The organism is Streptomyces sp. DG1A-41, from assembly GCF_037055355.1.
Classification (GTDB): Bacteria; Actinomycetota; Actinomycetes; order Streptomycetales; family Streptomycetaceae; genus Streptomyces.
In genome coordinates this window covers 7,145,602-7,171,672 of record NZ_CP146350.1, presented here as the reverse complement: position 1 = coordinate 7,171,672, position 26,071 = coordinate 7,145,602, and the positions used below count along the sequence as shown (strand labels likewise).

Sequence of the window (26,071 nt, the reverse complement as noted above, 5' to 3'; positions counted from 1 at the left end):
TGGGTCGATGGGGTGTCATCCCTTGACCGCGCCCGTGGACAGGCCTTCGAGGAGCTGCTTGCGCAGCAGCACGAAGAGGGCGACGGCGGGCAGCACGGCGAGGACGGCTCCCGCGAGCACGAGGTCGTACTGCCGTTGCTCCGACACGAACAGGGTCTGAAGGCCCAGCGGCAGGGTGTACTGGGAACTGTCGGAGACCAGCACCAGGGGCCACAGGAAGCTGTTGTAGCTCTGGAGGAACTGCCAGACGGCCAGTGCGCCCAGCGAGGGCCGCAGCAGGGGCAGCACGATGGTCCGGAAGATGCCGAACTCGCTCGCCCCGTCGATCCGGGCGGCCTCCAGCACCGAGTCCGGGATGGACTGCACGATGTACTGCTGCATCATGAAGATCCCGAACGCGGGCGCCACCCAGGGCACGATCAGCGCGAACCAGGGACTGCCGAGCCCGGTCTTGACGAGGATCACGAACAGCGGCACGAGGATCACCGCGAACGGGATCGACAGCGAGCTGAACATGACGTTGAACAGCAGACTCCTGCCCGCGAAGCGGAACTTGGCGAAGCCGTAGCCGGCGAGAGCGCACACGAAGACGGACACCGTGGTGGCGACGACGGCGACGACCGTGCTCATCAGGAACCAGCGGCCGAAGGGCTGGTCGGTGAGAAGGGTGCGGTAGTTGTCGAGGGTGAACGGGTCGGGGACGAGCCTCGGCGGGTAGCCGAAGATGTCGCCGCGCGGTTTGAACGAGCCGCTCAGCGCCCACACCAGCGGGGCGAGGAAGCCCACGAGCAGCAGGACCAGTGCGCCGTAGAGGGGTACGCGGGTGCGCGTCATCAGGCGGCCCTCCCGATGCCGAGGAGACGGTTGAAGAGCCGGCTGAGGCCGAAGACGAGGACGAAGAGGACGACGGCCGCGGCGGCGGCGTAGCCGAACTGCTGGCGCTGGAAGGCCGCCCGGTAGATGAACATGGTCACGGAGAGGGTGGACTCGGCCGGTCCGCCGCCGGTCAGCAGGTACGGCTCCTCGAAGATCTGGGCCGCGCCGATGAAGGACGTGACGACGACGAACGCCGTCACCGGCTTCAGCGCCGGCAGGGTGACGGTGGCGAAGGTGCGCAGCCGCCCGGCTCCGTCGAGGGCTGCGGCCTCGTACAGCTCCCGCGGCACGTTCTGGAGTCCGGCGAGGAAGAAGACGGTGAGGTAGCCGGTCCAGCGCCACAGCATCACCAGGGCGATGCTCACCTTCGCCAGGTCCGGATCGCCGAGCCAGTCGACGCCGCCGGTGCCGAACAGGGCGCGCAGCACAGCGTTCGCGAGCCCGAACTGCCGGTCGAAGATCAGGCCGAAGACGAGGGCGACGAGGATGGGCGAGACCACGATCGGCACGAAGTAGGCGGTGCGCCACAGGTCCCGTACACGCAGGCCGCGGGTGTTGAGGGCCTGGGCGATCAGCAGCGCCAGCGGAACGACGACGCACACCGCGACCAGCACGAACACGGCGGTGTTGCCGAGGGCCCGGTGGAAGCTGATGTCGGTGGCGAGCAGCCGGTAGTTGCGCAGCCCCACCCAGTGCGGGGTGCCGAGCCCCACCCACTCGGTGAGGCTCAGCCACACCGAGGCGGCGACCGGGATCAGCATGAACAGGACGTAGAGGAGGTAGAAGGGCGAGATGAAGAGGTAGGGGGCCCAGGTGCGGCGGGGGCGCTGGGCGGCCCGGTCGGGGCCGGTGTGCTCACGGGTCGTCCCGGGCGGGCCGGCGACGGTGGTGGTCATGTCGGTCGCACTCCTATCGGCCGGCCTGGTCGCGGAAGTCCGCCGCGGTCTGCTTCAGCGCCTGACGCGGTGACAGGTCGCCGCGGTAGGCGCGCAGCAGGTTGCCGGCGAGGACGTCGTAGAGGATCGACTGGTCGGGGCTCTGGTGGAACGGCGGTACGTCCGGCAGCAGGGAGCGGTAGAGACGGAACAGCCGCTGCCCGCCGCAGAAGTCGTCCTCGTAGCCGCCCAGGCGCGGATCGTCGTACACGGAGCGGCGGGTGGGCAGATAGCCGGTCTCGGTGAAGCGGCGGACCTGACCGTCGTGGGTGAGCCAGGTCTTGAAGAGGAACTCCGTGGCGGCGCGGGTGTTGGCTTTGTCCCTGACGACGCCGAAGCCGGTGCCGCCGAGCGCGGCGGTCACCCCGCCGCCCCGGGTGAACCGGGGCAGGTCGCGCACCCGCCACTTGCCCTGCTGCTCGGGCACGTTGGGCACCAGGCCGTAGTTCTTGTACCAGATGGCCATGGGCAGGCCGATGACCCGGCCCTGTTTCAGGGCGGTCTGCATGGCGGCCCCGTAGTAGTCGGCGACATCGATGACGAAGCCGCTGCGCAGTCCCTCGCACAGGAACCGCAGCACCTCCTCGGCCTCGGGTGAGTCGAGGAGCAGCTTTCCCTCGGCGTCGAAGAACGCGCCGCCGCGCTGGTAGAGCAGCATCTGGAAGGACTGCACGACCTGGCCGGGGTCGCTGCCCACCGTGGAGACGACGCACAGCGAGGCCCGGTGGTCCCGGTACACCCGGGCACCGGCCTCGGCGAACTCCTCCCAGGTCGCCGCATCCGCCGGGAGGTCGTACGTGTCGAAGAGGTCGGCGCGGTAGAAGTAGACGACCATCGGGGTGTCCGAGTCGAAGGCGTAGACGTGGCCGTCCTTGCTGAAGGGAGCGGTGCGGGCCGGCAGCAGGTCGTCCTTCAGGCCGGGTACGGCCTCGATGTCGGGGGTGAAGTCATGCAGCAGCCGTTCGGAGATGTCGCCGCGCAGCATGCGCGGGAAGCTGCCGATCTCGAAGCCCACCAGGTCGGGGGTGCCGCGTCCGGCGACGGCCTGGGCGAGCAGCTTGGTGACGATGTCCGGGGGTCCGGAGCGGGTCACCTTCAAGTGGTAGCGGAAGTCGGTGGCGCGGTCGGCCTCCGGGACGCCCTTGACGAAGAACTCCTCGTAGCCCGGGTCGTGGGTCCACAGGGAGAGGGTGACGTCGCCGGAGGTGCGGGGCGTTGTGCTGCCACCGCCGCAGGCGGAGAGTGCGGCGGCCGTAGAGAGGCCGAGGGCACCGCGCAGCAGGGCGCGGCGGGTCGGAGGGGAGGGGGGCGGTGGGGTGTACACACGTGGCTCCTCACGTGGTGCGGCTCGAGCCTGTCGCGCCCGGTGTGCGGGCAGCGCGTGCGGCGCCGGTCCTGGACGGCGCACGCGGGCGGGGCGGATCCGGCCGGTGGCGGGGTGCCGGGGCGGCCGTACCGCCGGCGTCAGCAGGTGCGGGCGGTCGGGGGCGGAAGCGGTCAGGGGGCCGGGGCGGGGTGGGGCGCGGGGCCGGGATCGCGTACCGGCCCGGTGGAGGCACGTACGGTCAACTCGACTGCCTGGCCGGACTGTTCGTCCGGGGCGGGGCGGCCCTCGATCAGGGCGATCAGTACGTCGACGGCGCGGTCGGCGACGGCGGCGAAGTTCTGCCGGACGGTGGTCAGCGGCGGGCAGAGATAGGCGGCGGCGGGGATGTCGTCGTAGCCGACGACACTGACGTCGCCGGGGACGGCGCGGCCCGCGTCGGCGAACGCGCGCAGGGCGCCGATGGCCATGTCGTCGTTGGCGGCGAACACGGCCGTGACGTCGGAGAGTCCGGCGAGCTGCCGTCCGGCGGCGTAGCCGGAGGCCGGGCTCCAGTCGCCCGGTGACGGCAGGGGCGGCTCGGGTGCGCCGGCGGCGGCCAGGGCCTCGCGCCAGCCGCGCAGGCGGTCGCGGGCGGCCCACCAGTCCTGCGGGCCGGGCAGGTGCCAGACGGTGCGGTGCCCCAGGGAGAGCAGGTGCTCGGTGGCGATCCGGGCGGCCGCGACACCGTCGCCGCCGACCACGGCACTCGTGCCCGGCGTCAGCTCCACGCCCTCACCGAGACTGACCACCGGCACGTCCGCGCTCAGTCTGAACGGCGTGCCGTCGTCGATGGGCTCGGACAGCACGATGCCGTCCACGCCCTGCTCCAGCAACGCGTCCACGGCGGCCGAAACTCCCTGCCCTTCCAGGGTGCTGGCCAGGGCGACGGAGTACCCGGCGCGCTGCATCGCCCGCTCCAGGGCGATGAGCAGGGTCGACGGGCCGTAGAGCGAACTGCCCAGCGAGACCACGCCGATCCGGCGGTAGCGGCCGAGGAGCAGGGCGCGGGCGGCGGTGTTGGGACGGTAGTCCAGTTCGCGGATGGTCCTCAGGACGCGGTCGCGCACCTCCGGGCTGACGTGCGGTTCGCCGTTGACGACCCGCGACACCGTCTTCTGCGAGACCCCGGCGGCCCGCGCGACCTCGGTCATCCCGGGGCCACGCCGGCGGCGCCCACCGGTGGCCGTGGGGCCTCCTTCGGCTCCGCTGGCGGACATGCGCGCTCCCGGGGTCTGACGGTCTTGGACTACGTAGTCAGCTGTGACTGGCTGACGGGTGGGCGGCTCATGACTACGTAGTCAGGCCAGTGTGGGAGTCCTCGGGGGCCGCGTCAATGGTCCGGACGGAAACATGCCGGGAACGGTCCACCGGCTGCCGGGGCCGGGCTCACGGCAGCGGCTGCTCCGTCCAGATGATCTTGCCGTCGGGGGCGTAGCGGGTCCCCCAGCGCTCGGTGAGCTGGGCGACGAGGAACAGGCCGCGGCCGCCCTCGTCCTCGGTACGGGCGCGGCGCAGGCGGGGCGAGGTACTGCTGCCGTCGGAGACCTCGCAGATCAGCGCCCGGTCCCGCAGCAGCCGCAGCCGCACCGGGCCGGTCGCGTGCCGGATGGCGTTGGTGACCAGCTCGCTGGCGACGAGTTCGGTGGTGAAGGCCAGCTCCTGAAGGCCCCAGGCGGCCAGTTGCTCCGTGACGGCCGCGCGGGAGCGGGAGACCGCGGCCGGGTCGCTGGGCACATCCCACTCGGCGACCTGCCCGGGCCCCAGCGTGTGGGTCCGGGCGACCAGCAGCGCCACGTCGTCATTCGGGCGGGCCGGCAGCAGTGCGTCGAGGACCGCCTCACAGGTCTCCTCCGGCGCCCGGTCGGGCCGGGCCAGGACGGACCGCAGCAGCTCCAGGCCGCTGTCGATGTCCCGCGTCCGGTCCTCGATCAGACCGTCGGTGTACAGCACCAGCTGACTGCCCTCGGCCAGCTCCAGTTCGACCGTCTCGAACGGCAGCCCGCCGAGGCCGAGCGGCGGCCCCGAGGGCAGGTCGACGAACTCCACATCGCCGTCCGGGCCGACGACCGCGGGCAGCGGGTGCCCGGCGCGGGTGAGGGTGCAGCGCCGGGACACCGGATCGTAGACGGCGTACAGACACGTGGCTCCGACGATGCCGGAGTCGGGGGTGTTGTCCACCGCCCAGCCCTCGCCCCGGTCCAGCCGTGCGACCAGGTCGTCGAGGTGGGTGAGGAGGTCGTCGGGGGGCAGGTCCAGGGAACAGAAGTTGTGCACGGCGGTGCGCAGCCGGCCCATGGTGGCGGCGGCGTGCAGGCCGTGGCCGACGACGTCGCCGACGACCAGGGCCACGCGGGCGCCGGACAGCGGGATGACATCGAACCAGTCGCCGCCCACGCCCTCATGTGCGGGCAGGTAGCGGTAGGCGATCTCGACGGCGCTCTGTTCGGGCCGGCCCCTCGGCAGCAGGCTGCGCTGGAGGGCGAGGGCGGTGTCGTGCTCACGGGTGTAGCGGCGGGCGTTGTCGATGCAGATCGCCGCGCGGCCGACCAGTTCCTGGGCGAGGTAGAGGTCGTCGTCCTCGAAGGACACGGGCTTCTCGGAGCGGTAGAAGCTGACCACGCCGAGGGTCGTGCCGCGGGCCCGCAGCGGCACCGTGATCAGGGAGTGGATGCCGACGTCCAGCACCCGTTCCAGCCGTGGCGGGTCCTGGGCGATCCAGCCGCGCGCCTCGGCCAGCACGGGTTCGAGCACCGACTGCCTGGTCTCCAGGCTGCGGGCCTGCGGCGTGGACGGCACGTACTCCACCACCTCGCCGACCCCGTACAGCTGGGACTCCTCGTGCAGGGCGCCCAGCGCGACCCGGCGCAGCGGGGTCTCGGCGCCGAGCGGTCCCGGCTCCTCGCCGCGCAGCACCACATCGGGCAGGTCCACGGCGGCGAAGTCGGCGAACCGGGGCACGGTGACCTCCACCAGTTCCTCGGCGGTGCGCGTGACGTCGAGGGTGGTGCCGATCCGGATCCCGGCGTCGTGCAGGAACTCCAGCCGCCTGCGCGCCAGTACGGCCAGCCGCCCGACGCCCGGCTCGCCCACCAGCAGCAGTCGGCTGTCGCCGTCGCGGTCCGCCGTGGGGTGCGGTCGCGGCGGTCGCGATCCGGTTCCCGGGGGTGCCGGTACGAGGTCCTGGAGGCCCGCGCGACCTGGGGCCGGGACCGTCACGGTCCCGGTCGGCGCGACCACCGGTGCGGGACCGACCGGTGGTGCGACCGTCCCGGCGGCAGCCGGCGCGACCGCCTCGGCGACGCCCGCCCGGACGTGGCGCAGGCGCGGGCCGCCGAGGATGCGCACCTCGACCGCCACGCCCGACTCTCCGTCCGGCCCCGTGACCTGGCGGCGCAGCAGGGTCGCGGCCCGGCCGCCGGGGAGCGTGACCTCGTCGAGCGTGAGGTGCGGTGAGGCGATGAGTTCCTCGGCCCTCTCGCGCAGCACGGCCAGGTCGATCCGCCCGAGGTCGAGTCCGCCGTCGTCGAGTTGCCGGTGCTCGGGCTGTCGCGGCCAGCCACCCGGGTCGCCCCCGGCCCTGCGGTAGGCGGCGAGCAGGGCCCGCTCCCGCTGCGTGGCCTGCTCCAGCATCCGCGCCTCGATGTCCCGGGCGGCGTCGCGGACCATCCGCAGCATGGCCGGGTCGCCGTCACCGCGCAGACAGGTCAGGTCGAGGACGGCCTCGATACGGCCGCTGAGGGGATCGCGCACGGGCGCGCCCGCGCAGGCGAACGGTGCCAGACAGTCGGCGAAGTGCTCACGGCCGGCGACGTAGACGGCTCCCCGTTCGGCCAGCGCCGTACCCACCCCGTTGGTGCCGGCGACGGGTTCGGAGGCGTCGAAGCCGGGGGCGAACCGGACCTCGTCGAGTCGCTCGCGCAGCCGCCGTTCGCCGCCGAGCCGCTGCACCATGCGGCCCTGGGCGTCGCAGAGCGCGATCGTCATGCCGACGTCGGCGAGCGAGGCGGTGAGGTCCTTCAGGACGGGGTCGGCCGCGCGCAGGAACCGGTGGTCCAGCGTCAGGTCCGGGGTGTACGGGAGAGTCAGCCGGTGAGGTTCCAGGCCCACGGACCGGCACCGCTTCCAGGAGTCCAGCACGGGGCCCCGGACGTCCGCCTCGACGTGCGCGCCCGCCAGAAAACGCTCATGGGCATCGACGAGGCCGCCGATGTCGTCCCAGACGACGGTCACCGGGATCACTTCCCTCACCGGAAGGAGACCCGAGCGCTTTCACCCTAGTCCTCATGTGACGCCGATCACAAGATCAGACCGGCGACACCTCTCCCCCTGGCCGGGCCCCACGCCCCATTGATTGATCAATTCAGCATCTCTAGCATCACTCGGTGGCTCCATTCACCTCTTCCTCTCTCGCCCGGGCCGATGCCCGCGGCATCCGGAAGGAGCACCCGTGTTCCCACCCCCTGGACCCTGCCGGCTCCGGCGCCTGCCCGCCGTCGCGCTGTTGCTGGCCGCCGGCCTCGCCCTCCCGCCGGTGCCGGGCGCGGTCGCCGCACCGGACCGGCCCTCGAAGACCGCCCTGCCCCAGGTGTGGCCGCAGCCGAAGAGCCTGCACGCGGGGCCGGCCCGGCTCACGGTCCCCGACCGAGTCGTGGCGGTCGTCGGCCGCGGGACCGACCCGTCGGCCCGGCGGGTCGTCGAGACGGTCCTGCGGGAGGCCGGGGCCGAGCGGATCGTGACGGTCGAGAAGCCTTTGGCGAAGGCCGGCTTCACCGTCTTCCTCGGCGGCCCGGGCGAGAGCAGCGCGACGGCCTCGGCCCTGAAACGGCTGGGCGCCCCGTCCCCCGCCAGGCTGCCCTCCGGCGGCTATGTCCTCGCCTCGGGCCGCGAGGACGGCCGGACCCTCCTCGCCCTGTCCGGCGCCGACCGCACCGGCACCTTCTACGCCGCCCAGACCCTGCGCCAGCTGGTCACCCGGACCGTACCCGAGGTGACCGTCCGGGACTGGCCCACCGCCAGCCTGCGCGGAGTGATCGAGGGCTTCTACGGCACCCCCTGGTCACACACGGAGCGGCTGAACCAGCTCGACTTCTACGGCCGCACCAAGCAGAACGCCTACGTCTACTCCCCCAAGGACGACCCCTATCTGCGCGCCCGGTGGCGCGACGCGTACCCGCCCGCGGAGCTGGCGCGGCTCGCGGAACTGGCCGGCCGGGCCGACGCCAACCACGTCCGCTTCACCTACGCCCTCTCCCCAGGGCTGTCCGTCTGCTACTCCTCGGACGCCGACATCGAGGCCCTCACCCGCAAGCTGGACTCGATGTACGCGATCGGCGTGCGCTCCTTCGCGATCCCGCTGGACGACATCAGCTACACCAAGTGGAACTGCCTTGCCGACGAGCGGGAGTTCGGCACGGGCGGCGCCGCCGCCGGGACGGCCCAGGCCCATCTGCTCAACCGGGCGTGGCGGGACTTCTCCGCGACCCACCCCGGGCTGGAACCGCTGGAGATGGTCCCCACCGAGTATTCCGACCTCGCCGACTCCCCCTACAAGAAGGCGCTGCGGGAGAAGCTGGACCCGTCCGTGGTCGTGGAGTGGACCGGCGTCGGGGTGATCGCCCCCACCATCACCGCCGACCAGGTCACCAAGGCCCGCGAGGTCTACGGCCATCCGATCCTGGTCTGGGACAACTACCCGGTGAACGACTACGTCACCAGCCGGCTGCTGCTCGGCCCCTACACCGGCCGCGAGCCCGGCGTGGCGAAGGCGGCGGCCGGGGTGACCGCCAACCCGATGGTCCAGGGTGAGGCGAGCCGCATCGCCCTGTTCACCTCCGCCGCCTACCTGTGGAACCCGGACGCCTACGACCCGAAGGCCGCCTTCCTCGCCTCCGTCCGCGACCTGGCCGGGCCGGACGCCGCCAAGTGGTTGCGGATCTTCGCCGAGAACAACTACTCGTCCCAGCTCGACGCGACCGAGTCCCCCACGCTGAGCGCGCTCATCGCCGCGTTCCGCAAGGCCTACGACGAGGACTCCGGCCTCGACCGCACCGCCGCCGCGCTGCGGTCGTACTTCGCCGACATGGCCGCCACGCCCGGCGCGCTCCGCACCCGCCTCGACAACCCCGGGTTCCTTCAGGAGACCTCGGCCTGGCTGGACAAGCTCGGCCGCTACGGCACCGCGGGGCAGACGGCCGTCGACCTGCTGCTCGCCGGCAAGCGGGGTGACAGCGAGGCGGTCACCACGTACTGGAACCGGCTCAGGGCCCAGCGCAAGGAGCTCGACGCGATGCCCCAGCAGGTGTCCCCGGGCGTGATGGACCGGTTCCTCTACACGGCGATGACCGAGAACGCGCCCGACCCGGGCGTGGACGCCGCGTTCGCGCCCGGTTCCGTCAGTCTGGAGCCGGGAGGCTCGGCGAAGGTGACGCTCTCCTTCTCCGACACCGCCGCCCGGACGGTCGCGTGGAAGCTGACCGTCCCCGACGGCGTCACCGTCACGCCCGCCCAGGGCACCGTGACCGTCCCGGCCGCGGGCAGCGCGTCCGCGACGGTGACCGTCCAGGCCGGGGAGAGCGCGTCCGCCGGAGTGCGCTCGGTCGTCGTGTCGGGCGAGGGCGTTCTCGACCGCGCCCTCCCGGTCCAGGTCACCGACGGCACCGGCACACCGAGAGCCCTGACCGCCAACTTCAGCGGGGCATCGGTGAGTTCCGTCGACCTGTCGTCGAAGAAGACGACGGACATCGCCGTCGGCGCCCATCCCGGTGAGGTCGTGACGAGTGCGGACGGGCGCACCGCCTACGCGGCCAACCAGGGCTCGAACACGGTCAGCGTGATCGACGTGGCGCAGGGGAAGGTCACCGCCACGGTCCCGGTCGGCCGGGTCCCCGCCGGGCTCGCGCTCACCCCCGACGGCCGCACCCTCTGGGTCGCCAACTACGGGGACGGCACGGTCCAGCCGGTGGACACGGCCGCCCTCACCACGGGCGAGCCCGTCCAGGTCGGCAACGGGCCCGAGAACATGGCGATCACGCCCGACGGCCGCACGCTCTACGTGCCCAACATCAAGGACAACACGGTCACCCCGGTCGACCTGGCCACCCGGAAGGCCGGTGCCGCCGTCCCCGTGGGTCCGAGTCCCTTCAACATCGTGGCCGCGCCCGACGGCAGCACGGTGTACGTGTCCAACTCCGGCGGCTCCACGGTCACTCCGATCGACACGGCCACGAACGACACCGGGCCGACCCTCCTGGTCTCCGGCCAGGCCTACGGTCTCGCCCTGTCGCCGGACGGCCGGACGCTGTGGGTCAGCCCCAGCACCGGCGACACCGTCACGCCCGTCGACACGGTCACCGGCGCCCCGGGCAGGACGGTGAGGGTCGGGAGGTCCGCCTTCGACGTCGCCCTGGACTGGAACGGCGGCACGGCGTACGTCACCACCGCCGACGCGGGCGCCCTGGTCCCGGTCGACACGGCGTCCGGTGCCGTCGGGGCGCCGCTCGCGGCAGGTGCGTATCCGCTGGCCGTCGCACTGACGCCGGTACCCGTGAAGTGAGACGAGAACGGCCGGGGTCCCTTCGCAGGGGACCCCGGCCGTTCGTACGGTCCCGTTCAGCTCGCCGTGCGGCGGATCCGGCCCGCGTACTTCTTCTCCAGCTCCAGGTTGGCCTCGAAGCCGCCGGGCACGTTGGCCGAGACGTAGACCGGGGGGCGCTCGCCGGCGGCGAGGAGGCGGCCGGCCGCCTCGGCGACCGTCATCTGGACCAGCATCACGCCGGTGAGCGTGGACAGGGCGCAGACCGAGCCGCCGCCGGGGAGTTCGAGCAGGGAGTCGCCGCGCGGGGCCGCGTTGTCGAGGACGACGTCGGCGATGTCGGCGAGCTTCCGGCCGCTGGGATGGGCGGCGGGGACGGCCCGGGTGTGGGCGAGGGAGGTGAGGGCCAGGACGCGGTGGCCGTGTTCCTTGGCGTGCAGGGCCATCTCCACGATGACGTTGTTGACGCCGGAGTTGGAGATGACGACGAACAGGTCCTGCGGATGCGGGGCGGCCAGGTCGTAGAGCCGGGCGGCCACCCCGGCCCGGCGTTCGAGGAGCGGGTCGTCGAGGACGGCCGGGTTTTCACCGCCGTAGAGGACGAGGTCGGCGATGCTCAGCCGGTTGGTGGGGACCAGTCCGCCCGCGCGGCCGGCGAGTTCGAGGACGAGGGCCTGCGAATGGCCCGTGCCGAAGGCCTGGACGACACCGTCCGCGCGTACGCACTCGGCGACCAGGTCCGCGGCGGCGGCCACGTCGCCCTGGGCGGATGCGATGACGTGCTGGAGGACGGCGAGGCTCTCCCGCGCGAACCCCTGGGCGCTCACAGACTCGACGGACACGCGACACACTCCCCACTGATGGATTGAATCACCCTACACTCCCCCATCGGTGAATCAATAAATCACGCCGGTTCTCGGGGTTCAATCGGGTCCTGGTATTCAATCCGTGCGACAGAGGGTGGCTGCTACCTTCTCCTCATGCCTCCCACGGACGTCACCACACTGATCCGCACCGAGTTGCCGCGGCTGGCGGGCTCCCTGCGGAAGGTCGGCGAGCTGATCCTGGAGGATCCGGCCGCCGTCACCCACTGCTCGGCCGCCGAGCTGGGCCGCCGCACCGGCACCTCCCAGGCGACGGTGACCCGTTTCTGCCGGGCCATCGGACTGGACTCCTACCAGCACCTGCTGATCGAACTGGCCCAGGAGCGCGGCCGGGGCGAGGTGTCCGACTGGGGCACCGCCGAGATCGGCCCGGACATCTCCCCCGACGACAGCCTCGAACGGGTCGTCCAGGTCGTCGGCACGGCGGATCTGCGGGCCATCCAGCAGACCATCGACCGGATCGACCTCGACGCGCTCGAGCGCGCGGCCCAGGCCCTGGCACGCGCCCGGCGCATCGACGTCTACGGAGTCGGCGGCAGCGGCGCGGTGACCCAGGAGACGGAGACGCGGCTGTTCCGCATCGGCTGCGCGGTCCGCGGCTGGACCGAGGTGCACGCGGCCGCCACCTCCGCGGCCCTGCTCACTCCGGCGGACGTGGCCATCGGCATCTCCCACTCGGGGGCGACCCGCGAGACCCTCGAACCGTTCGAGATGGCCAAGGAGCGCGGCGCCACCACGATCGCCCTGACCACCGACCCGCGCTCCCCCCGTCCAGGACCGCCGACATCCGGCTCATCTCGTCCTCCTCCGAGACCAGCTTCCGGGCCGAGAGCATCAGCAGCCGGCACTCCGTCCTGATGCTCGTCGACTGCCTGTACGTCCGGGTCGCCCAGCTCACCTACCAGCGCGCGAGCGCCTCGCTGGCACTGACCGACCACATCACGCCGCAGCACGCGGTGAAGTCCCGGCGGGCCAGGTGAGACGGCCGAGTGTGCATGGATGAACCACCAAGTTGACGTGAAGGTGGTTGTTTGAATCACTCCTGCCGTGCAGGATGGGGCTCCCCCAGAGCACTCGTAGGAGCCCCATGCGCCTCACCTCTGTCGAGTCGACCGAGCTCTTCACCGGGACCACCGAGCAGCCGCGCCAGGTGGTGGCCGTCGAGCTGAGCCACACTCCGGGCCGGACCGTACGGCTCACCGTCGAGGGTCCGGGCCTCACCGGCATCACGGAGGCCACCGTCGGCGAGGACGGCACCGTACGCGCCGAGGTCCCCGTCACCGGTGAGGACCTGGTGCCAGGCGACCGGCGTGAGATCACGGTCACCGCCGCTGACGGCGGCCAGATCACCACCCGCACCGGCGAGTTCACGGCGGCCGAGCCCGGCTGGACCATGTTCATGGTCAGCCACTTCCACTACGACCCCGTCTGGTGGAACACCCAGGGCGCCTACACCGAGACCTGGGACGTCGCCGACGACCCGGCGACCAGCGGACTGCCCGCCCGCACCTTCGACTCGCGCGGCCAGTCCGGCATGAGCCTGGTCCGCGCCCACTGCGACCTGGCCCGCCGCGACCCGGCGTACACCTTCGTGCTCGCGGAGGTCGACTACCTCAAGCCCTACTGGGACGCCTTCCCGGAGGAGCGCGCCTTCCTGCGGCAGCTGATCCGCACCGGCCGCGTCGAGATCATGGGCGGCACCTACAACGAGCCCAACACCAACCTCACCGGCGCCGAGGCGACGATCCGCAACGCCCTGTACGGCGACGGCTTCCAGCGCGGCATCATCGGCGCCTCGCCGGAGACGGCCTGGCAGCTGGACGCCTTCGGGCACGACCCGCAGTTCCCGGGGCTGATGGCGGACGCGGGGGTCGGCTCCAGTTCGTGGGCGCGCGGGCCGTTCCACCAGTGGGGACCGACGCTGTCGGTGTTCGGCGAGCAGCCGAGGGACCCGGGCCGGATGCAGTTCCCGGCCGAGTTCGACTGGATCGCCCCCTCGGGACGCGGGCTGCTCACCGCGTACATGGTCAACCACTACGGCGCCGGCTGGGCCATCGACAACGCGCCCGCCCTGCCCGAGGCGGAGGCCGCCGCGTACCAGCTCTTCCAGCGGCTCAAGCAGGTCGCCCTCACCCGCAACGTGCTGCTCCCGGTGGGCGGGGACTACGCGCCGCCGTGCCGCTGGGTCATGGACATCCACCGCGACTGGAACGCACGGTACGTCTGGCCCCGCTTCATCAGCGCGATCCCCCGGGACTTCTTCGCCGCCGTCCGCGCGGAACTGGAGGCGGAGGGCCGCAGGGCGTCCCCGCAGACCCGCGACATGAACCCGATCTACACCGGCAAGGACGTCTCCTACATCGACACCAAGCAGGCCCAGCGGTACGGCGAGACCCTCCTCGCCGACGCCGAGGCCTGGGCGACGCTCGCCTCCCTCGTCGCCGGCCACCCCTACCCGGACGCTGCCCTCGACAAGGCCTGGCGGCAACTCGTCTACGGCGCCCACCACGACGCCATCACCGGCTCGGAGTCGGACCAGGTCTACATCGACCTGATGACGGGCTGGCGGGAGCTGCACGACGTCGCCCGGAGCGTGCACGCCGACGCGACCCAGGCCCTGGCCGACCAGGTCACCCCGGGCGACGGGCCCGACCTCGTCGTGTTCAACTCCGCGACCTGGACGCGGCAGGACGTACTGACGGTCGACGACCCGGGTCTCGTACCCCCGGGGCTCCCCGCGGTCCGCGAGGACGGCCGGCTCCATGTCGTCGTCCCGGAGGTGCCCGGCATGGGCCTCACGGCGCTCCCGCTCGCCGAGGGATCCGTGGCCGGCTGGGAGCCCGGCGAGGGCCTCACCATCCGCAACGAGTTCTACGAGGTGACGGTCGACCCGGCACGCGGCGGTGGCGTCAGCAGTCTGCGCGCGCTGACCGAGAGCGGCCGGGAGCTGCTGCGCCCCGGTGACATCGGCAACGAGATCGTCGTCCAGGAGGAGTACCCGAGGCATCCGCGCTTCGGCGAGGGCCCCTGGCACCTCACCCCGACCGGCACGACCGCGGCCCGCGGCCGGGACGTGACCGCCGAGGTGCGCGTCGAGCACTCCCCCGCCGGTTCCCGTATCACCGTCACCGCCGACCTCGGCCTCTTCCGCTGCACCCAGCGGCTCACCCTGTGGCAGGGCGTCGACCGGCTCGACGTCACCACGACCGTCGACGGGTACGACGGCGCCGACCGGCTGATCCGGGTGCGCTGGCCCTCCGACGTACGGGGCGGGCTGCCGGTGCACGAGGTGGCGGACGCGGTGATCGGGCGCGGGTTCGGATTCGTGGAGGTGGACAGCGAACGGTTCCCCTGGACGCTGGACAACCCCGCCAACACCTGGTTCGGCCTCGGCTCCACCGCCCGCGTCGCCGTCCACGACGACTCCGGCGTGCTCCTCGGACACCGCTCGATCGGCGTCGCCGAACTCGTCTACCCCGACTGGGACATCGCGGGCGACCTGGGCACCCCGCTCGCGGCGGCCCTGGTCCGCGCCGGGGTCACGGCGACCTCGACGATCGCGGGCGGCCCGCGCTACGGCGACCTGGAGGTCGACTCCAACCTCCCGGACCTCCGGATCGCCGTCGGCGGCCCCGACCGCAACGCCGTGGTCGCCGAGGCGCTCGGCTGGGACCCGGCGGCCGGGCGGGAGCTGAAGCGCCAACTGGCCGAGCGGGGCGTGGCCGCCGTCTGGGTCGCGCCACGCGCCTGTCTGCGCGAGGAGTGGATCCCCGGGGCCGATCTGCGCGACCTGGAACGCCTGCCGCTGCTGGTGGTGGCGGGCGCCCGTCCCCAGGACGACGCCAAGGCGGTCGACGCGATCGTCGCCGACCTGGACGACTTCACGGTGAGCGCCACCGCCGCCGGCGGCGGCGAGGCCCTGCCGCCCGGCGACGCCTGGGACGGCCGCAGCTTCGCGATCCTCAACCGCGGCACGCCCGGCTGCGTGGTCACCGCCTCCGGCGACCTCTACATGTCCCTGATGCGCTCCTGCACCGGCTGGCCGTCCGGGATCTGGGTGGACCCGCCGCGCCGGACCGCCCCCGACGGCTCGGGGTTCCAGCTCCAGCGCTGGTCGCACACCTTCGAGTACGCCGTCGTCGCGGGCACGGGCGACTGGCGCGCACTGCGCCTGCCGCAGGCGGGCCACGCGTACAACCGTCCGCTGACGGCCCGGCTGCGCCAGTCCTCCGGTGCCCTGCCGAGGAAGGCCACCCTGCTCGGTCTGGAACCCGTCGGCGAGGTGCTGCTGGACGCGCTCAAGCCGCTCGGCTCCCCGCTGGCCCGGGGCAGCGAGGCGCCCGTGGATCCTGGGCGGGGCCTCGTCGTCCGCGTGCACGAGGTCGACGGACGGCCGGTGCGGGCACGGGTGACCGGGCCGGTGGCATGGGCGGCGGGCGCCCGCGCCGACGTCCTGGAGAGGCCCGGGGCGCCTCTCGCCCCGGACGGGACCGGCGGCCTCGAAGCCGACCTGACCGGCTTCGAGGTCGCCACCCTCCTCGCCACGCCCGCCGAGCCGCCCCACCAGGCGTCCGGTCCCGGCATCGCCGCCCATGAGCCCGCCCAGCCCGTCGCCACCCGCTACTGGCTGCACAACTCCGGCCCCGCCCCACGCGGCAACATGCCGGTCGCCGTGTACCTCTCCCCCACCGCCCTCACCGCCGACGGCCCCGTCACGGCGACCGTCCGGGTCTCCTCGGAGCTCACCGACGCGCCGGTGTCGGGCACGGTGTCCTTCGAGGTACCGCCCGGCTGGAGCACCGAGCCCGTCGAACTGCCGTACACGCTCGGCCCCGGCGGCTTCGCCCTCACGGACATCACGGTGACACCCCCGCCGGACCCCGACCCCGGCCGGCACTGGCTCGCCGCCCGGCTGTCGTACGGCGGCCAGACGTACGAGGACGTGGTGGCCCTGGACGTGCCGGACGGGCACAGGGGCCCGACTCTCATGACGGAACTGGGAGTTGAGCGGGTGTCCGTACGCCGGGGCGAGCGGGCCCGGGTCCCCGTGACCCTGCGGAACCCCACCCGCGGCCCCGTCAACGGCACCCTGTGGGCCGTGTCCTCCTGGGGCACCTGGCCGGGCGTCACCCCGGGCTGCCAGGGCTTCACGGTCCCCGGCGGAGAGCAACTGGAGTGCGCGATCGAGGTGGACGGCGACGCGATCCCACCCGGTTCGTACTGGCTGATGGCGAAGACGGCCTGGCACGGCTGCGTGGCGTACACGAAGGCGGTAGAGCTGGAGGTGAGGCCGTGACGGGGGATTACGCGGCTACCGTCCATGGGGACCCGATCCCAAAGGCACGCGTGTCCGTCTTCTTGAACGCCGGCGGGACAGCGCCTCTCAGGGGCGCGGGTAACCGCGCGATCAACCACGACACCGCCGCAGCCGCACGACTACACATCGCGGCACTCTCGGCCCGCGCAGAACGCCAACGACAACGCTGGGCAACCCAGATAGTCGTCACCGACGAACTCGCCCGCCGCGCCTGCGCGGAACGGGGCCTCGCCCCACCGGACGAGGTACTGCCGATGCGCCTGCTCACCGTCCCCGAAACCGCCGTCGCAGACCTCGGCAGCATCGTCGCGGCGGCCCTGGCCCACTCCCCGGCCGCCCGGGCCCTGCTCGCCGAACTGGAACGCGAGCAGCACATCCCGGAGGCGGCCGTACGGGACTACTACGACCGCAACCGAGACCGCTTCCTCACCCCCGAGGCACTGAGGCGCGGTGTCGACCCGTTCGACACCGTTGAACCGTCGGACGTCCTCCCCTACGACCACGTCCGCGAGGGCATCGGACAAGAGCTACGGCACGCCACAGCCCGACGCGCGTTCTTCGACTGGCTCGACCAGGCCCGCGCGGACGTCGTGTACGCCGAAGGCCACGAACACCCCGGCGACCCCTCCCACCCGGACCACGAACACCGGCACTGATCGCCTGCGCAACCGAACAGCAACACGGCAAACCATTGACCTCCGATGAATTCTGGTCCACCTTTTCATCAATCGAAGTCCAACTTGGTGATTTGAGCCAGCACCGACTGGTCCCAGGAGGGCAGCAATGCACGCAAGAAGACTCACCGGATCCCTGACCTGTCTGGTCGTCCTGACGCTGACGGCCGCAGGCTGCGGCCTGTCCGGCGGCGGTTCCGGCGGCGGTGACGCCACGGCCGGCGGCTGCAAGGTCGACAAGGGCAACGTCGGTTCCGGCAAGCTCTCCGGCGACGTCAAGGGAAAGATCACTTTCCAGACCACCAACCTGAAGAAGGACTTCGGGAAGTACTTCAACGGCGTCATCGCCGCCTTCGAGCAGGCCCACCCCGGCACCAAGGTCAACTGGATCGACGACCCGGGCGACGCCACCTTCACCCAGCGCCTGGTCGCCGACGCGCAGGGCTGCACGCTGCCGGACGTGGTGAACATCAACGTCAACACGGCGGTGGCGCTGACGAAGAACGGGTACCTGCTGAACCTGGACGACAAGGCACCGGACGCGGGCAAGCCGTTCGTGCCCGCGTTGTGGAAGTCCAGCATGTACGCCGACGCGGACGGCAAGAAGGTGCACAGCGTGCTGCCCTGGTACTCCGGCGGCATCGTGCAGACCTTCAACACCGACCTGATGAAGAAGGCGGGCCTGGACCCGGCGAAACCTCCGGCGACCGTGCTCGGCCTGTTCGACGACGCGGAGAAGATAGCCAAGGCCTCCGACGGCAAGTACTACGCGTTCCTCGCCAACCCGCAGCTGCGCATCCCGGCCGACTGGCAGCAGATGGGCATCAAGGTCCTCTCCCCGGACGGCAAGAAGTTCACCTTCGCCGACGACCCGAAGACGGCTCGGTGGGTCGAGGCCATGACAAGCCTGTACAAGGCCGGCGGCATGCCGAGGGACTCGCTGTCCTCCACGCAGGACCCGGCCAACGTCTACGGCCAGGGCAAGCTGGTCTACGGCCCCACCAACCCCAACTTCCTGCGGTTCATCCAGCAGAACAACCCGAGCGTCTACAAGAAGACCGGCGTGGCCCGCTACATGCTGGACGCCCTCGGCCACACGGTCGGCGCCCCGCAGTACATCGGCGTCGCGTCCACCAGCAAGAACGCCTCGACGGCGCTGGCCTTCGCGCAGTTCCTGACGAACGCCGAGAACCAGCTGGAGTGGGCCAAGGACCCGAACGTCGTCATCTTCCCGTCCACCACGGCCTCCTTGAACGACCCGTTCTTCCAGTCGGTCAAGGGCGACGACCCCTTCGCCCAGGCCCGCAAGATCGTCGCCAGTGACCGCAAGACCGCCACGGCCGACGAGATCGCGCTGACGCCCGGTGAGCTGAACGCCATCTCGGCCCAGATCCAGCTGGCCATGCAAGGCAAGAAGAGCGCCGAGGACGCTCTGAAGGAGGCGCAGTCCAAGGCGAACCAGCTGATCGAGCAGGGCAGTTGAGGATGACCCAACCGACCGTCCACAAGGCGCCCGTCCCCGCTCCCCCGGGTGCGGGCGCCCGACGCCCCGGCGCTTCGCCCGCGCCCGGCCCGCCGGGGCCCCTGCGCCGCGCCCTCCGCTTCGTCACGCCCGGCCCGAGCGCCGACGCGGGGGGCGCGGCGCTCTACCGCCGCTGGTGGCTGCCCTGGCTGTGGATGACCCCGGCGATCGTCGGCGCGACCGTGTTCGGGGTCTTTCCGTTCCTCAACACGGTCGTCGTCTCCTTCACCGACGCCAAGCCGCTCGGCGGGGCGTACGACGTCGTCGGTCTCGCCAACTACCGCCGGATGCTGAGCGATCCGGACTTCTGGCTGGCCACCCGCAACAGCCTGCTGTACGCGCTGTTCGTCGTCCCGCTGATGGTGCTGCTGCCGCTGCTGCTCGCGATCCTCGTCGAGAAGAACCTGCCGGGCATCGGCTTCTTCCGTTCGGCGTTCTACACGCCGGTCCTGGCTTCCAGCGTGGTCGTCGGCCTGAGCTGGCAGTGGCTGCTGAGCGACCAGGGACTGGTCAACACCTGGCTCCAGAAGGCCCACATCATCCGCGAGGCCATCCCGTTCCTGTCCGACTCGTGGCTGATCCTGCTTTCGGCGATGGGCCTGACGCTGTGGAAGGGCCTCGGCTGGTACATGATCTTCTACCTGGCCGCCCTCGGGAACGTCCCCAGGGAACTGCACGAGGCGGCGGCCGTGGACGGGGCGGGTCCCGTGCGCCGCTTCTGGAACGTCACCGTGCCCGGCGTACGCCAGTCGATGATGCTGGTCGGCACCCTGACCGGCATCGGCTCCCTGCGGGTCTTCACCGAGATCTACATGCTCGGCGGCTCCACGGGCGGCCCCGGCGGCGCCGACCGCACGCTGCCCTTCTACATCCGCGACGTCGGCCTCGACCCGCTCACCGGCAACGCCGGCTACGGAGCGGCGGTCAGCGTCGCCCTGTTCGCACTCACCCTTGGCCTCACGCTGCTCGCCCAGCGCCTGACGAAGGAGGACGAGGCATGACGACAGCCGTCGACAAGGGCCGACGTCCGATGCCCCGCTGGCGCGACTACGGCCGCCCGCGCGAACTGGTCGTCCGCTACCTGCTGCTGGTGTTCGTCCTCTTCATCACCGTCGGCCCGCTGCTGTGGCAGCTGCTGTCGTCCCTCAAGGGCGCGGGCGAGGACGTCTTCGGCGCGGGCGCCTCCCTGATCCCCCGTCACCCGTCGCTGCGGGCGTACCGCGAGGTCTTCGACCAGGTGCCGGTGTGGACGTACATCAGGAACAGCGTGTTCGTCGCCGTGCTGTCCATCACCAGCCAGCTCGTCTTCTCCACCATGGCCGGCTACATGCTGTCCAAGCCGGGCTGGAAGGGCCGCAAGCTGGTCTGGGTGGTGCTGCTGGCGTCCATGATGTTCCCCTTCGAGTCGATCATGGTGTCGCTGTTCCTCAGCATCCGGGACATGGGCCTGGTCGACAACCTGGTCGGCGTCTGGCTGCCCGGCTTCGTCGCCGCGATCAACGTCCTCATCATGCGGGCCGCGTTCCTCGCCGTGCCGCGCGAGATCGAGGACGCGGCGATGCTGGACGGAGCGGGCGAGTGGAAACGCTTCCGGTACCTCTACCTGCCGTCCGCCTACGGCGCGATCCTCGTCGTCACCATCAACACCTTCATCAGCGCCTGGGACGACTTCCTATGGCCGCTGATCGTGCTGCGCACCGAGGACCACTTCACGCTGACGCTGGGCCTGGCACGGCTCCAGACCTCGTCCTTCGGTTACGACCAGCGCATGGTGATGGCGGGCTCGGTGATCTCGGTGATTCCCGTGCTGGTGCTGTTCGTCATCACCCAGCGGTGGTTCTACAAGGGGGTTTCCTCGGGGGCCGTGAAGCTCTGAGTCGGTACGGCGGTCAGGGCGGCCCGCGCGGATGCCGCGACCCGGAACTCGACCACCGTGCCGGGCGGGACGGCCGTACGGAAGTCGGCGCCGAGCGGGAACGCGACGGTGCGGGTCTCGCCCGGCGCCAGGTCGACTGCCTGGAAGCCGTGCAGTTCCAGCGTGCGCGGCCAGACGGGGGTCCGCAGCCGGCGCAGGTAGAGCTGGGCGACGGAACGGCCGTGGCGCCGGCCCGTGTTGGTGATGTCGGCCTCGACCGTGTGTCCCGACAGCCGCGGCGGGCCGTACGCGAAGCTCGTGTACGACAGTCCGTGCCCGAAGGAGTGGAGCGGCTCGGCGCTGTCGTCCACGTAACCTCCGTACTCGGTGTCCTTGTGGTTGTAGTAGACGGGGAGCTGGGTCGCGGAGCGGGGCACGGAGACCGGCAGCCGGCCGACGGGCTCGGCGAGGCCGAGCAGCACTTCGGCGATCGCCTCACCGCCCCACGGCCCGGGGTACCAGGCGGTGAGCAGCGCGGCCGCCGTGCCGGGCACGACGTGCGGGCGGCCCTGGACCAGCACGACCACTGTCGGCGTCCCCGTCGCGACCACGGCCTCCAGGAGCGCGTACTGCGCGTCGCCCAGCCGCAGTCCGGCCAGATCGACTCCCTCGCCGCAGGTCATCTCGGACACGGCGGTGCGCGCGGCCCCGTTGGCGTCGAACGCGGTCCCGGCGGAACGTGCGCTGCTGCCGCCCAGCACCAGCACGGCGACATCACAGGCGGCGGCCTGGGCGATCGCCTCGGGGATGCCCGACAGATCGCCGCCGGTGAGGGCACAGCCCCGGGCGTGGCGTATGTCGACGCCGGCCGGGGCGAGCTTCCGCAGCCCGTCGAGGACGCTGGTGCCGGTGCCGGGCCGTTGCGGGGCGGTGTAGTCGCCCAGTTGGTGGGCGACGGTGTCGGCGTGCGGGCCCAGGACGGCCATACGGGAGACGGCCGCCGGGGATATGGGCAGCACACCGTGGTCGTTGTGGAGGAGGGTGACGCCGGCGCGGGCGAGGGCGGTGCTCAGGTCGCGTCCGACGGCCGGGGACGGCAACGGGCAGGTGCGGTAGGGCTGTTCGAACAGTCCCAGGCGGAATTTCAACCGCAGGACGCGCGAGACAGCCTTGTCGAGAGCCGCCTCATTCACCAGCCCCCGCTCGACCGCCGCCTCCAGATGCGTGAAGCCCTCGTCCCACAGGCTCAGATCCACACCGGATTCGAGCGCGAGCGCTCCCGCGGAGACCTTGTCCCCGGTGATCCGGGCCAGCCGGTCCACGGCCAGTCCGTCCGCCATGACGAGACCCTGGAAACCCCAGCGTTCTCGGAGCAGTTCGTGGAGCAGGGCGCGGTTCCCGGAGCAGGGCAGGCCGTCCACCTCGTTGTACGCGGCCATGACGGCGGCGGCCCCGGCACGGATCCCGGCACGGGCGGCCGGGAGGTGGATCTCGTGCAGCTCCCGGAGTCCGAGCTCGGACTCGGCGGAGTTGCGACCCCCGACGGTCGCGCCCTGCCCGGCGAAGTGCTTGAGGACGACGGGTGCCTTGTCGGCGGGGAAGTGCTCGGCGGGTGCGCCCTGCATGCCGCGCACCAACGCCTCCGTCAGCCGGGCGGCCAGGTACGGGTCCTCGCCGAAGCACTCCTCCGTCCGCCCCCAGCGCGGGTCGCGGGCGATGTCCAGCGCCGAGACCAGGGCGACATGCCCGCCACGGGCGCGCAGTTCGGCGGCGGCGTGCGCGGCGGCCCGCTCGTACAGCCCGGGGTCCCAGGTGGCGCCGACGGCCAGGTTGACGGGCAGGACCGTGCCGTCGAGGGCCATGTGCCCGTGCGGCACCTCCTCGACGAACAGGGCCGGGATGCCGAGCCGGCTGCGCTCGAGGACGTGGCGCTGGACGAGGTGGGCCAGTTCGGCGCCGTCCCCGGCACCGGATCCGGTGGCGTGGTCCACCCCGGACCAGGCGTCGGCGCGCAGCAGCCCGTACAGCGCGCCGAGTCCGGCGAAGCGCTCGGTCTCGGCGTACAGGGCGTCGGTGAGCTCGAAGCCGCCGTCGGGGGTGCGGCGGTAGGCGTCCCAGCCGTACATCCGCTGGTTGAGCTGGCCGGCCTTCTCGCGCAGGGTCATACGGGAGAGCAGGTCGCGGACGCGAGCGTCGACCGGGGCGGTGGGGTCGCGGTACACGGGCGTGCCCTGCCGGGTGGCGGTCACGTACGGCCGCCGTGGGCGAGGCGGGCCAGGGCGACGGCGCCCCGGCAGCCGTCGGGGACCCAGTCGAGGGTGAGGCCGAGGGCGTGGAGGCGGGCTTCGAGGCGGTCGGTGAGGGGGCCGTCGGGGCCGAGCAGTCCGCCGGTGGCGACCACCCGCTCCCCCGGGCTCGGCTCCAATGCCCGTACCGTTTCCGCGAGTTGGTCAGCCGCCTCGTCGAGGATCGCCAGGGCGACCGGGTCCTCGGCGTCCCGGGCCGCCGCGACGACCAGCGGCGCGAGCCGTGCCAGGCGGACGGGGGGCTCGGCCATGACGGCGGGGAGCAGGTGCCTGCGGTAGGCCTCGCGGTGGGGGCGGGACCAGGGGGTGTCGTCGCAGGGCGGGAGGGGGCGCCGACCGACGGCCGGAGAACCGGCCACGCCGCCGGCAGCGACCCCGCGCCCTCCGGTCTGTGCCGAGCCGGCCGGCCGCCCACCCACGCAGGCCTGTGCCGCACCGGCCGACCGCCCACCCGCGGCGCCGGCCCCAGCCCCTTCGGACTGCCCCGGACCAGCCGTCCGTCCACCCGCGCCGGTCTCTGCCGCACCAGCCGACGGCCCACCCGCGCCCCCGGCCCCTCCAGCCTGTGCCGCACCGCCCCGCCGCCCGCCCACGGCCCCAGCCCCTCCAGGCTGTCCCGGACCAGCCACACGCCAGTCCGCGCCGGCCTGTCCCGACTGCCCCGGACCAGCCGTCCGCCCACCCGCGCCGGTCTGCCCCGGGCCGGACAGCCGCCCGCCCGTGGTGGTCGGCCCGGTCATCGGCGGCACCGCCTCGTGCCGCCCGTCACGCGACGTGCCCTCCGCGGTGCCTGGGACCACGTCGGGGGACAGTCTCCGCACCGCTCCACCGGCCACGCCCCCGCCGGGCAGCGCGTCGCCCGGCACCCCGAGTTCCAGGCCCACCGCCTCGGCCAGCACGGTCGGCGCGCCCCTGCCGTCGGCCATGCGCAAGGCGGCCCGCACCGCCGCGCGGCCGATCCAGAAGCCGCTGCCGTCGTCGCCGAGGAGCCAGCCGTCGCCGTCCACGGTGGCGGTGCCGCGCCGCTCGGTGATGCGCATGGCGACCGCGCCCGTGCCGGCCACGAGGGCGAGGCCGTCGGCCGGGGCGCCCGCGGTGGAGGCGAAGGCCGCCTCGATGTCGCTGACGATGACAGGCGGGCCGGCGTCGATGCCCAGCCGGCGCAGGGCGGCGGTGAGGGCGGTCAGGGCGTTGCGCCACCCCGGCTCGTCGGCGGCGGCGCCGGTCGCGCCCGCGAACCCGCCGGCCACGGCCACGACCCGGTCACGGACCGGCACCGGCACGGCCCGCCCGACGGCCTCGACGAGGTGCTCGGTGAGCTGCGGCACCGGCACGGTCAGGGCGTTGCCCGGCCCGGCGGCGCCCTCGCCCACCGGACGCCCGTCGTCGGCGGTCGCCAGGACAGCCCGGGTCCGTGTGCCGCCCGCGTCGAGACCGACCACCAGGGACGAGGGGCCTTGACGCTCCTGGTTCAATTCATTATCCATCGCCGACTATGGTGATTGATGCATTCACACAGGGCAAGCCTCGACGCGAGGAGGATCCCATCCCTATGCTCCGCTTCGGCGTCAACTACACGCCCCGCCGCGGCTGGTTCCACTCCTGGCACGACTTCGATCCGGCGCACGCCCGCGAGGACCTGGACCAGATCGCCGCGCTCGGCCTCGACCACGTCCGGGTCTTCCACCTCTGGCCGCTCCTCCAGCCCAACCGCACACTCATCCGCACCTCCGCCGTGGACCAGCTGGCGCACCTGGTCGACCTGGCGGCCGAGGCGGGTCTCGACGTCCTGGTGGACGGCGTGCAGGGCCATCTGTCCAGCTTCGACTTCTACCCGGAGTGGACCCGCAGCTGGCACCACCGCAACGTCTTCACCGACCCGGAGGCCGTCGCCGCCCAGGCCGAGCTGCTGCGGACCCTGGGCCGCGCCCTCGCCGGCCGCCCCAACCTCATCGGTCTCCAGCTCGGCAACGAGCTCAACAACCTGGTCGAGCACAACCCCGTGACCCCGGACGAGGTGGACCACTACCTGGACACCCTGCTGGCCGCCGCTCGCGAGCACCTGCCCCCGGCAGGCTCGCGACCCACTCCGCCTACGACGCGGCCTGGTACGGCGACGACCACCCCTTCACCCCCGAGGCCTCGGCCCGCAAGGGCGACGTCACCACCGTCCACCCCTGGGTGTTCTCCGGCGACTGCGCCCGCCGCTACGGTCCCCGCTCACCGCAGGTGCTGCATCTCGCCGAGTACGGCACGGAACTCGCCAAGGCCTACGCCGAGGACCCGGCCCGCCCGGTCTGGGTCCAGGAGACGGGCGCCCCGGAACCGCACATCCCGGCGGCGGACGCGCCCGAGTTCGCCCGGGCGACCGTACGGAACGCGGCCGGGTGCGAGGGCCTGTGGGGCGTGACGTGGTGGTGCTCCCACGACGTGGACCGCTCGCTGGCCGACTATCCGGAACTGGAGTACACCCTGGGCCTGTTCGACGCGCGGGGCGGCGCCAAGCCGATCGCGACCGCCCTCGCCGAAACGGTCGCCGAGGTCCGCGCCGGGCACCACCCGGCCCACCCCCGCGACACGGCCCTGGTCCTGGACTGCACGCCGTCCACGCGTTCCGTGTCCGGCCCGCAAGGCGCGTACTTCGACGCCTGGATGGCCCTGCGCACGGAGGGCGTCCGCCCGGCGGTGGTCCTGGCGGCCCGTGCGGACGACGCCGCGTACCTGGCGGCGCGCGGCATCAAGGAGGCCGTACGAGTGCCGTAGGGGGCGCCCGCAAAGTCCCGCCTGCCCTTGCGACGCCCGGCA

General features: G+C 72.5%; 14 protein-coding genes and 2 pseudogenes. 8 read left to right on the top strand and 8 right to left on the bottom strand.

Annotated elements, in window-relative coordinates; translation table 11 throughout:
• Window positions 1-15 precede the first annotated feature (15 nt).
• From V8690_RS33395 to V8690_RS33375, 5 genes are all read right to left on the bottom strand, one after another.
• Complete coding sequence (locus tag V8690_RS33395; RefSeq protein ID WP_338783804.1) at window positions 16-834, bottom strand: carbohydrate ABC transporter permease; 819 nt, start codon at window positions 832-834, stop codon at window positions 16-18.
• A complete protein-coding gene (locus tag V8690_RS33390) occupies window positions 834-1,772 on the bottom strand; it encodes a sugar ABC transporter permease (RefSeq protein WP_338783803.1) in 939 nt (312 codons plus the stop codon). Before V8690_RS33390 ends, V8690_RS33395 begins: the two co-directional genes overlap by 1 nt.
• 13 nt (window positions 1,773-1,785) lie before the next feature.
• Window positions 1,786-3,135: an extracellular solute-binding protein gene (locus V8690_RS33385; RefSeq protein ID WP_338783802.1), complete on the bottom strand. Its 1,350-nt coding sequence runs from the start codon at window positions 3,133-3,135 to the stop codon at window positions 1,786-1,788.
• A 173-nt stretch (window positions 3,136-3,308) separates the two neighbouring features.
• On the bottom strand, window positions 3,309-4,328 hold the full coding sequence (locus V8690_RS33380; protein ID WP_338785537.1) for a LacI family DNA-binding transcriptional regulator: 1,020 nt from the start codon (window positions 4,326-4,328) through the stop codon (window positions 3,309-3,311).
• Window positions 4,329-4,563: 235 nt separating this feature from the next.
• Entirely contained in the window at window positions 4,564-7,407 is a 2,844-nt protein-coding gene (locus tag V8690_RS33375) for a SpoIIE family protein phosphatase (protein WP_338783801.1), read from the bottom strand.
• A gap of 217 nt (window positions 7,408-7,624) precedes the next feature.
• Here V8690_RS33375 and V8690_RS33370 point away from each other — a divergent pair, with 217 nt between their 5' ends.
• Window positions 7,625-10,729 (top strand): beta-N-acetylglucosaminidase domain-containing protein, encoded by a 3,105-nt coding sequence (locus V8690_RS33370; protein WP_338783800.1) that lies wholly within the window; start codon window positions 7,625-7,627, stop codon window positions 10,727-10,729.
• Between the two features lie 56 nt (window positions 10,730-10,785).
• On the opposite strand, the gene V8690_RS33365 is transcribed toward V8690_RS33370, so the two are convergent.
• Window positions 10,786-11,550 carry an SIS domain-containing protein gene (locus V8690_RS33365; protein WP_338783799.1) on the bottom strand — a complete coding sequence of 255 codons (765 nt, stop codon included), beginning with the start codon at window positions 11,548-11,550 and terminating at the stop codon, window positions 10,786-10,788.
• Window positions 11,551-11,688: 138 nt separating this feature from the next.
• On the opposite strand from V8690_RS33365, the pseudogene V8690_RS33360 reads away from it, so the two are divergent.
• The 6 genes and pseudogenes from V8690_RS33360 (at window position 11,689) to V8690_RS33335 (ending at window position 20,981) form a co-directional block, all read left to right on the top strand.
• Window positions 11,689-12,572: pseudogene (locus V8690_RS33360) on the top strand (MurR/RpiR family transcriptional regulator).
• A 107-nt stretch (window positions 12,573-12,679) separates the two neighbouring features.
• A complete protein-coding gene (locus V8690_RS33355; RefSeq protein WP_338783798.1) occupies window positions 12,680-16,888 on the top strand; it encodes an NEW3 domain-containing protein in 4,209 nt (1,402 codons plus the stop codon).
• Between the two features lie 50 nt (window positions 16,889-16,938).
• A complete protein-coding gene (locus V8690_RS33350; RefSeq protein WP_338783797.1) occupies window positions 16,939-17,565 on the top strand; it encodes a peptidyl-prolyl cis-trans isomerase in 627 nt (208 codons plus the stop codon).
• A 127-nt stretch (window positions 17,566-17,692) separates the two neighbouring features.
• Window positions 17,693-19,066 carry an extracellular solute-binding protein gene (locus tag V8690_RS33345; RefSeq protein ID WP_338783796.1) on the top strand — a complete coding sequence of 458 codons (1,374 nt, stop codon included), beginning with the start codon at window positions 17,693-17,695 and terminating at the stop codon, window positions 19,064-19,066.
• Between the two features lie 2 nt (window positions 19,067-19,068).
• Window positions 19,069-20,106 (top strand): sugar ABC transporter permease, encoded by a 1,038-nt coding sequence (locus V8690_RS33340; protein WP_338783795.1) that lies wholly within the window; start codon window positions 19,069-19,071, stop codon window positions 20,104-20,106.
• Complete coding sequence (locus tag V8690_RS33335; protein ID WP_338783794.1) at window positions 20,103-20,981, top strand: carbohydrate ABC transporter permease; 879 nt, start codon at window positions 20,103-20,105, stop codon at window positions 20,979-20,981. Before V8690_RS33340 ends, V8690_RS33335 begins: the two co-directional genes overlap by 4 nt.
• Here the strand turns inward: V8690_RS33335 and V8690_RS33330 are convergent.
• Window positions 20,945-23,125, bottom strand: coding sequence for a glycoside hydrolase family 3 N-terminal domain-containing protein (locus V8690_RS33330; RefSeq protein WP_338785536.1), 2,181 nt, complete (start codon window positions 23,123-23,125; stop codon window positions 20,945-20,947). The two genes, V8690_RS33335 and V8690_RS33330, sit on opposite strands and share 37 nt — an antisense overlap.
• Window positions 23,126-23,205: 80 nt before the next feature.
• A complete protein-coding gene (locus V8690_RS33325) occupies window positions 23,206-24,753 on the bottom strand; it encodes a BadF/BadG/BcrA/BcrD ATPase family protein (protein ID WP_338783793.1) in 1,548 nt (515 codons plus the stop codon).
• An 8-nt stretch (window positions 24,754-24,761) separates the two neighbouring features.
• On the opposite strand from V8690_RS33325, the pseudogene V8690_RS33320 reads away from it, so the two are divergent.
• A pseudogene (locus V8690_RS33320) lies at window positions 24,762-26,029 on the top strand (glycosyl hydrolase).
• The last annotated feature ends 42 nt before the right edge of the window (window positions 26,030-26,071 follow it).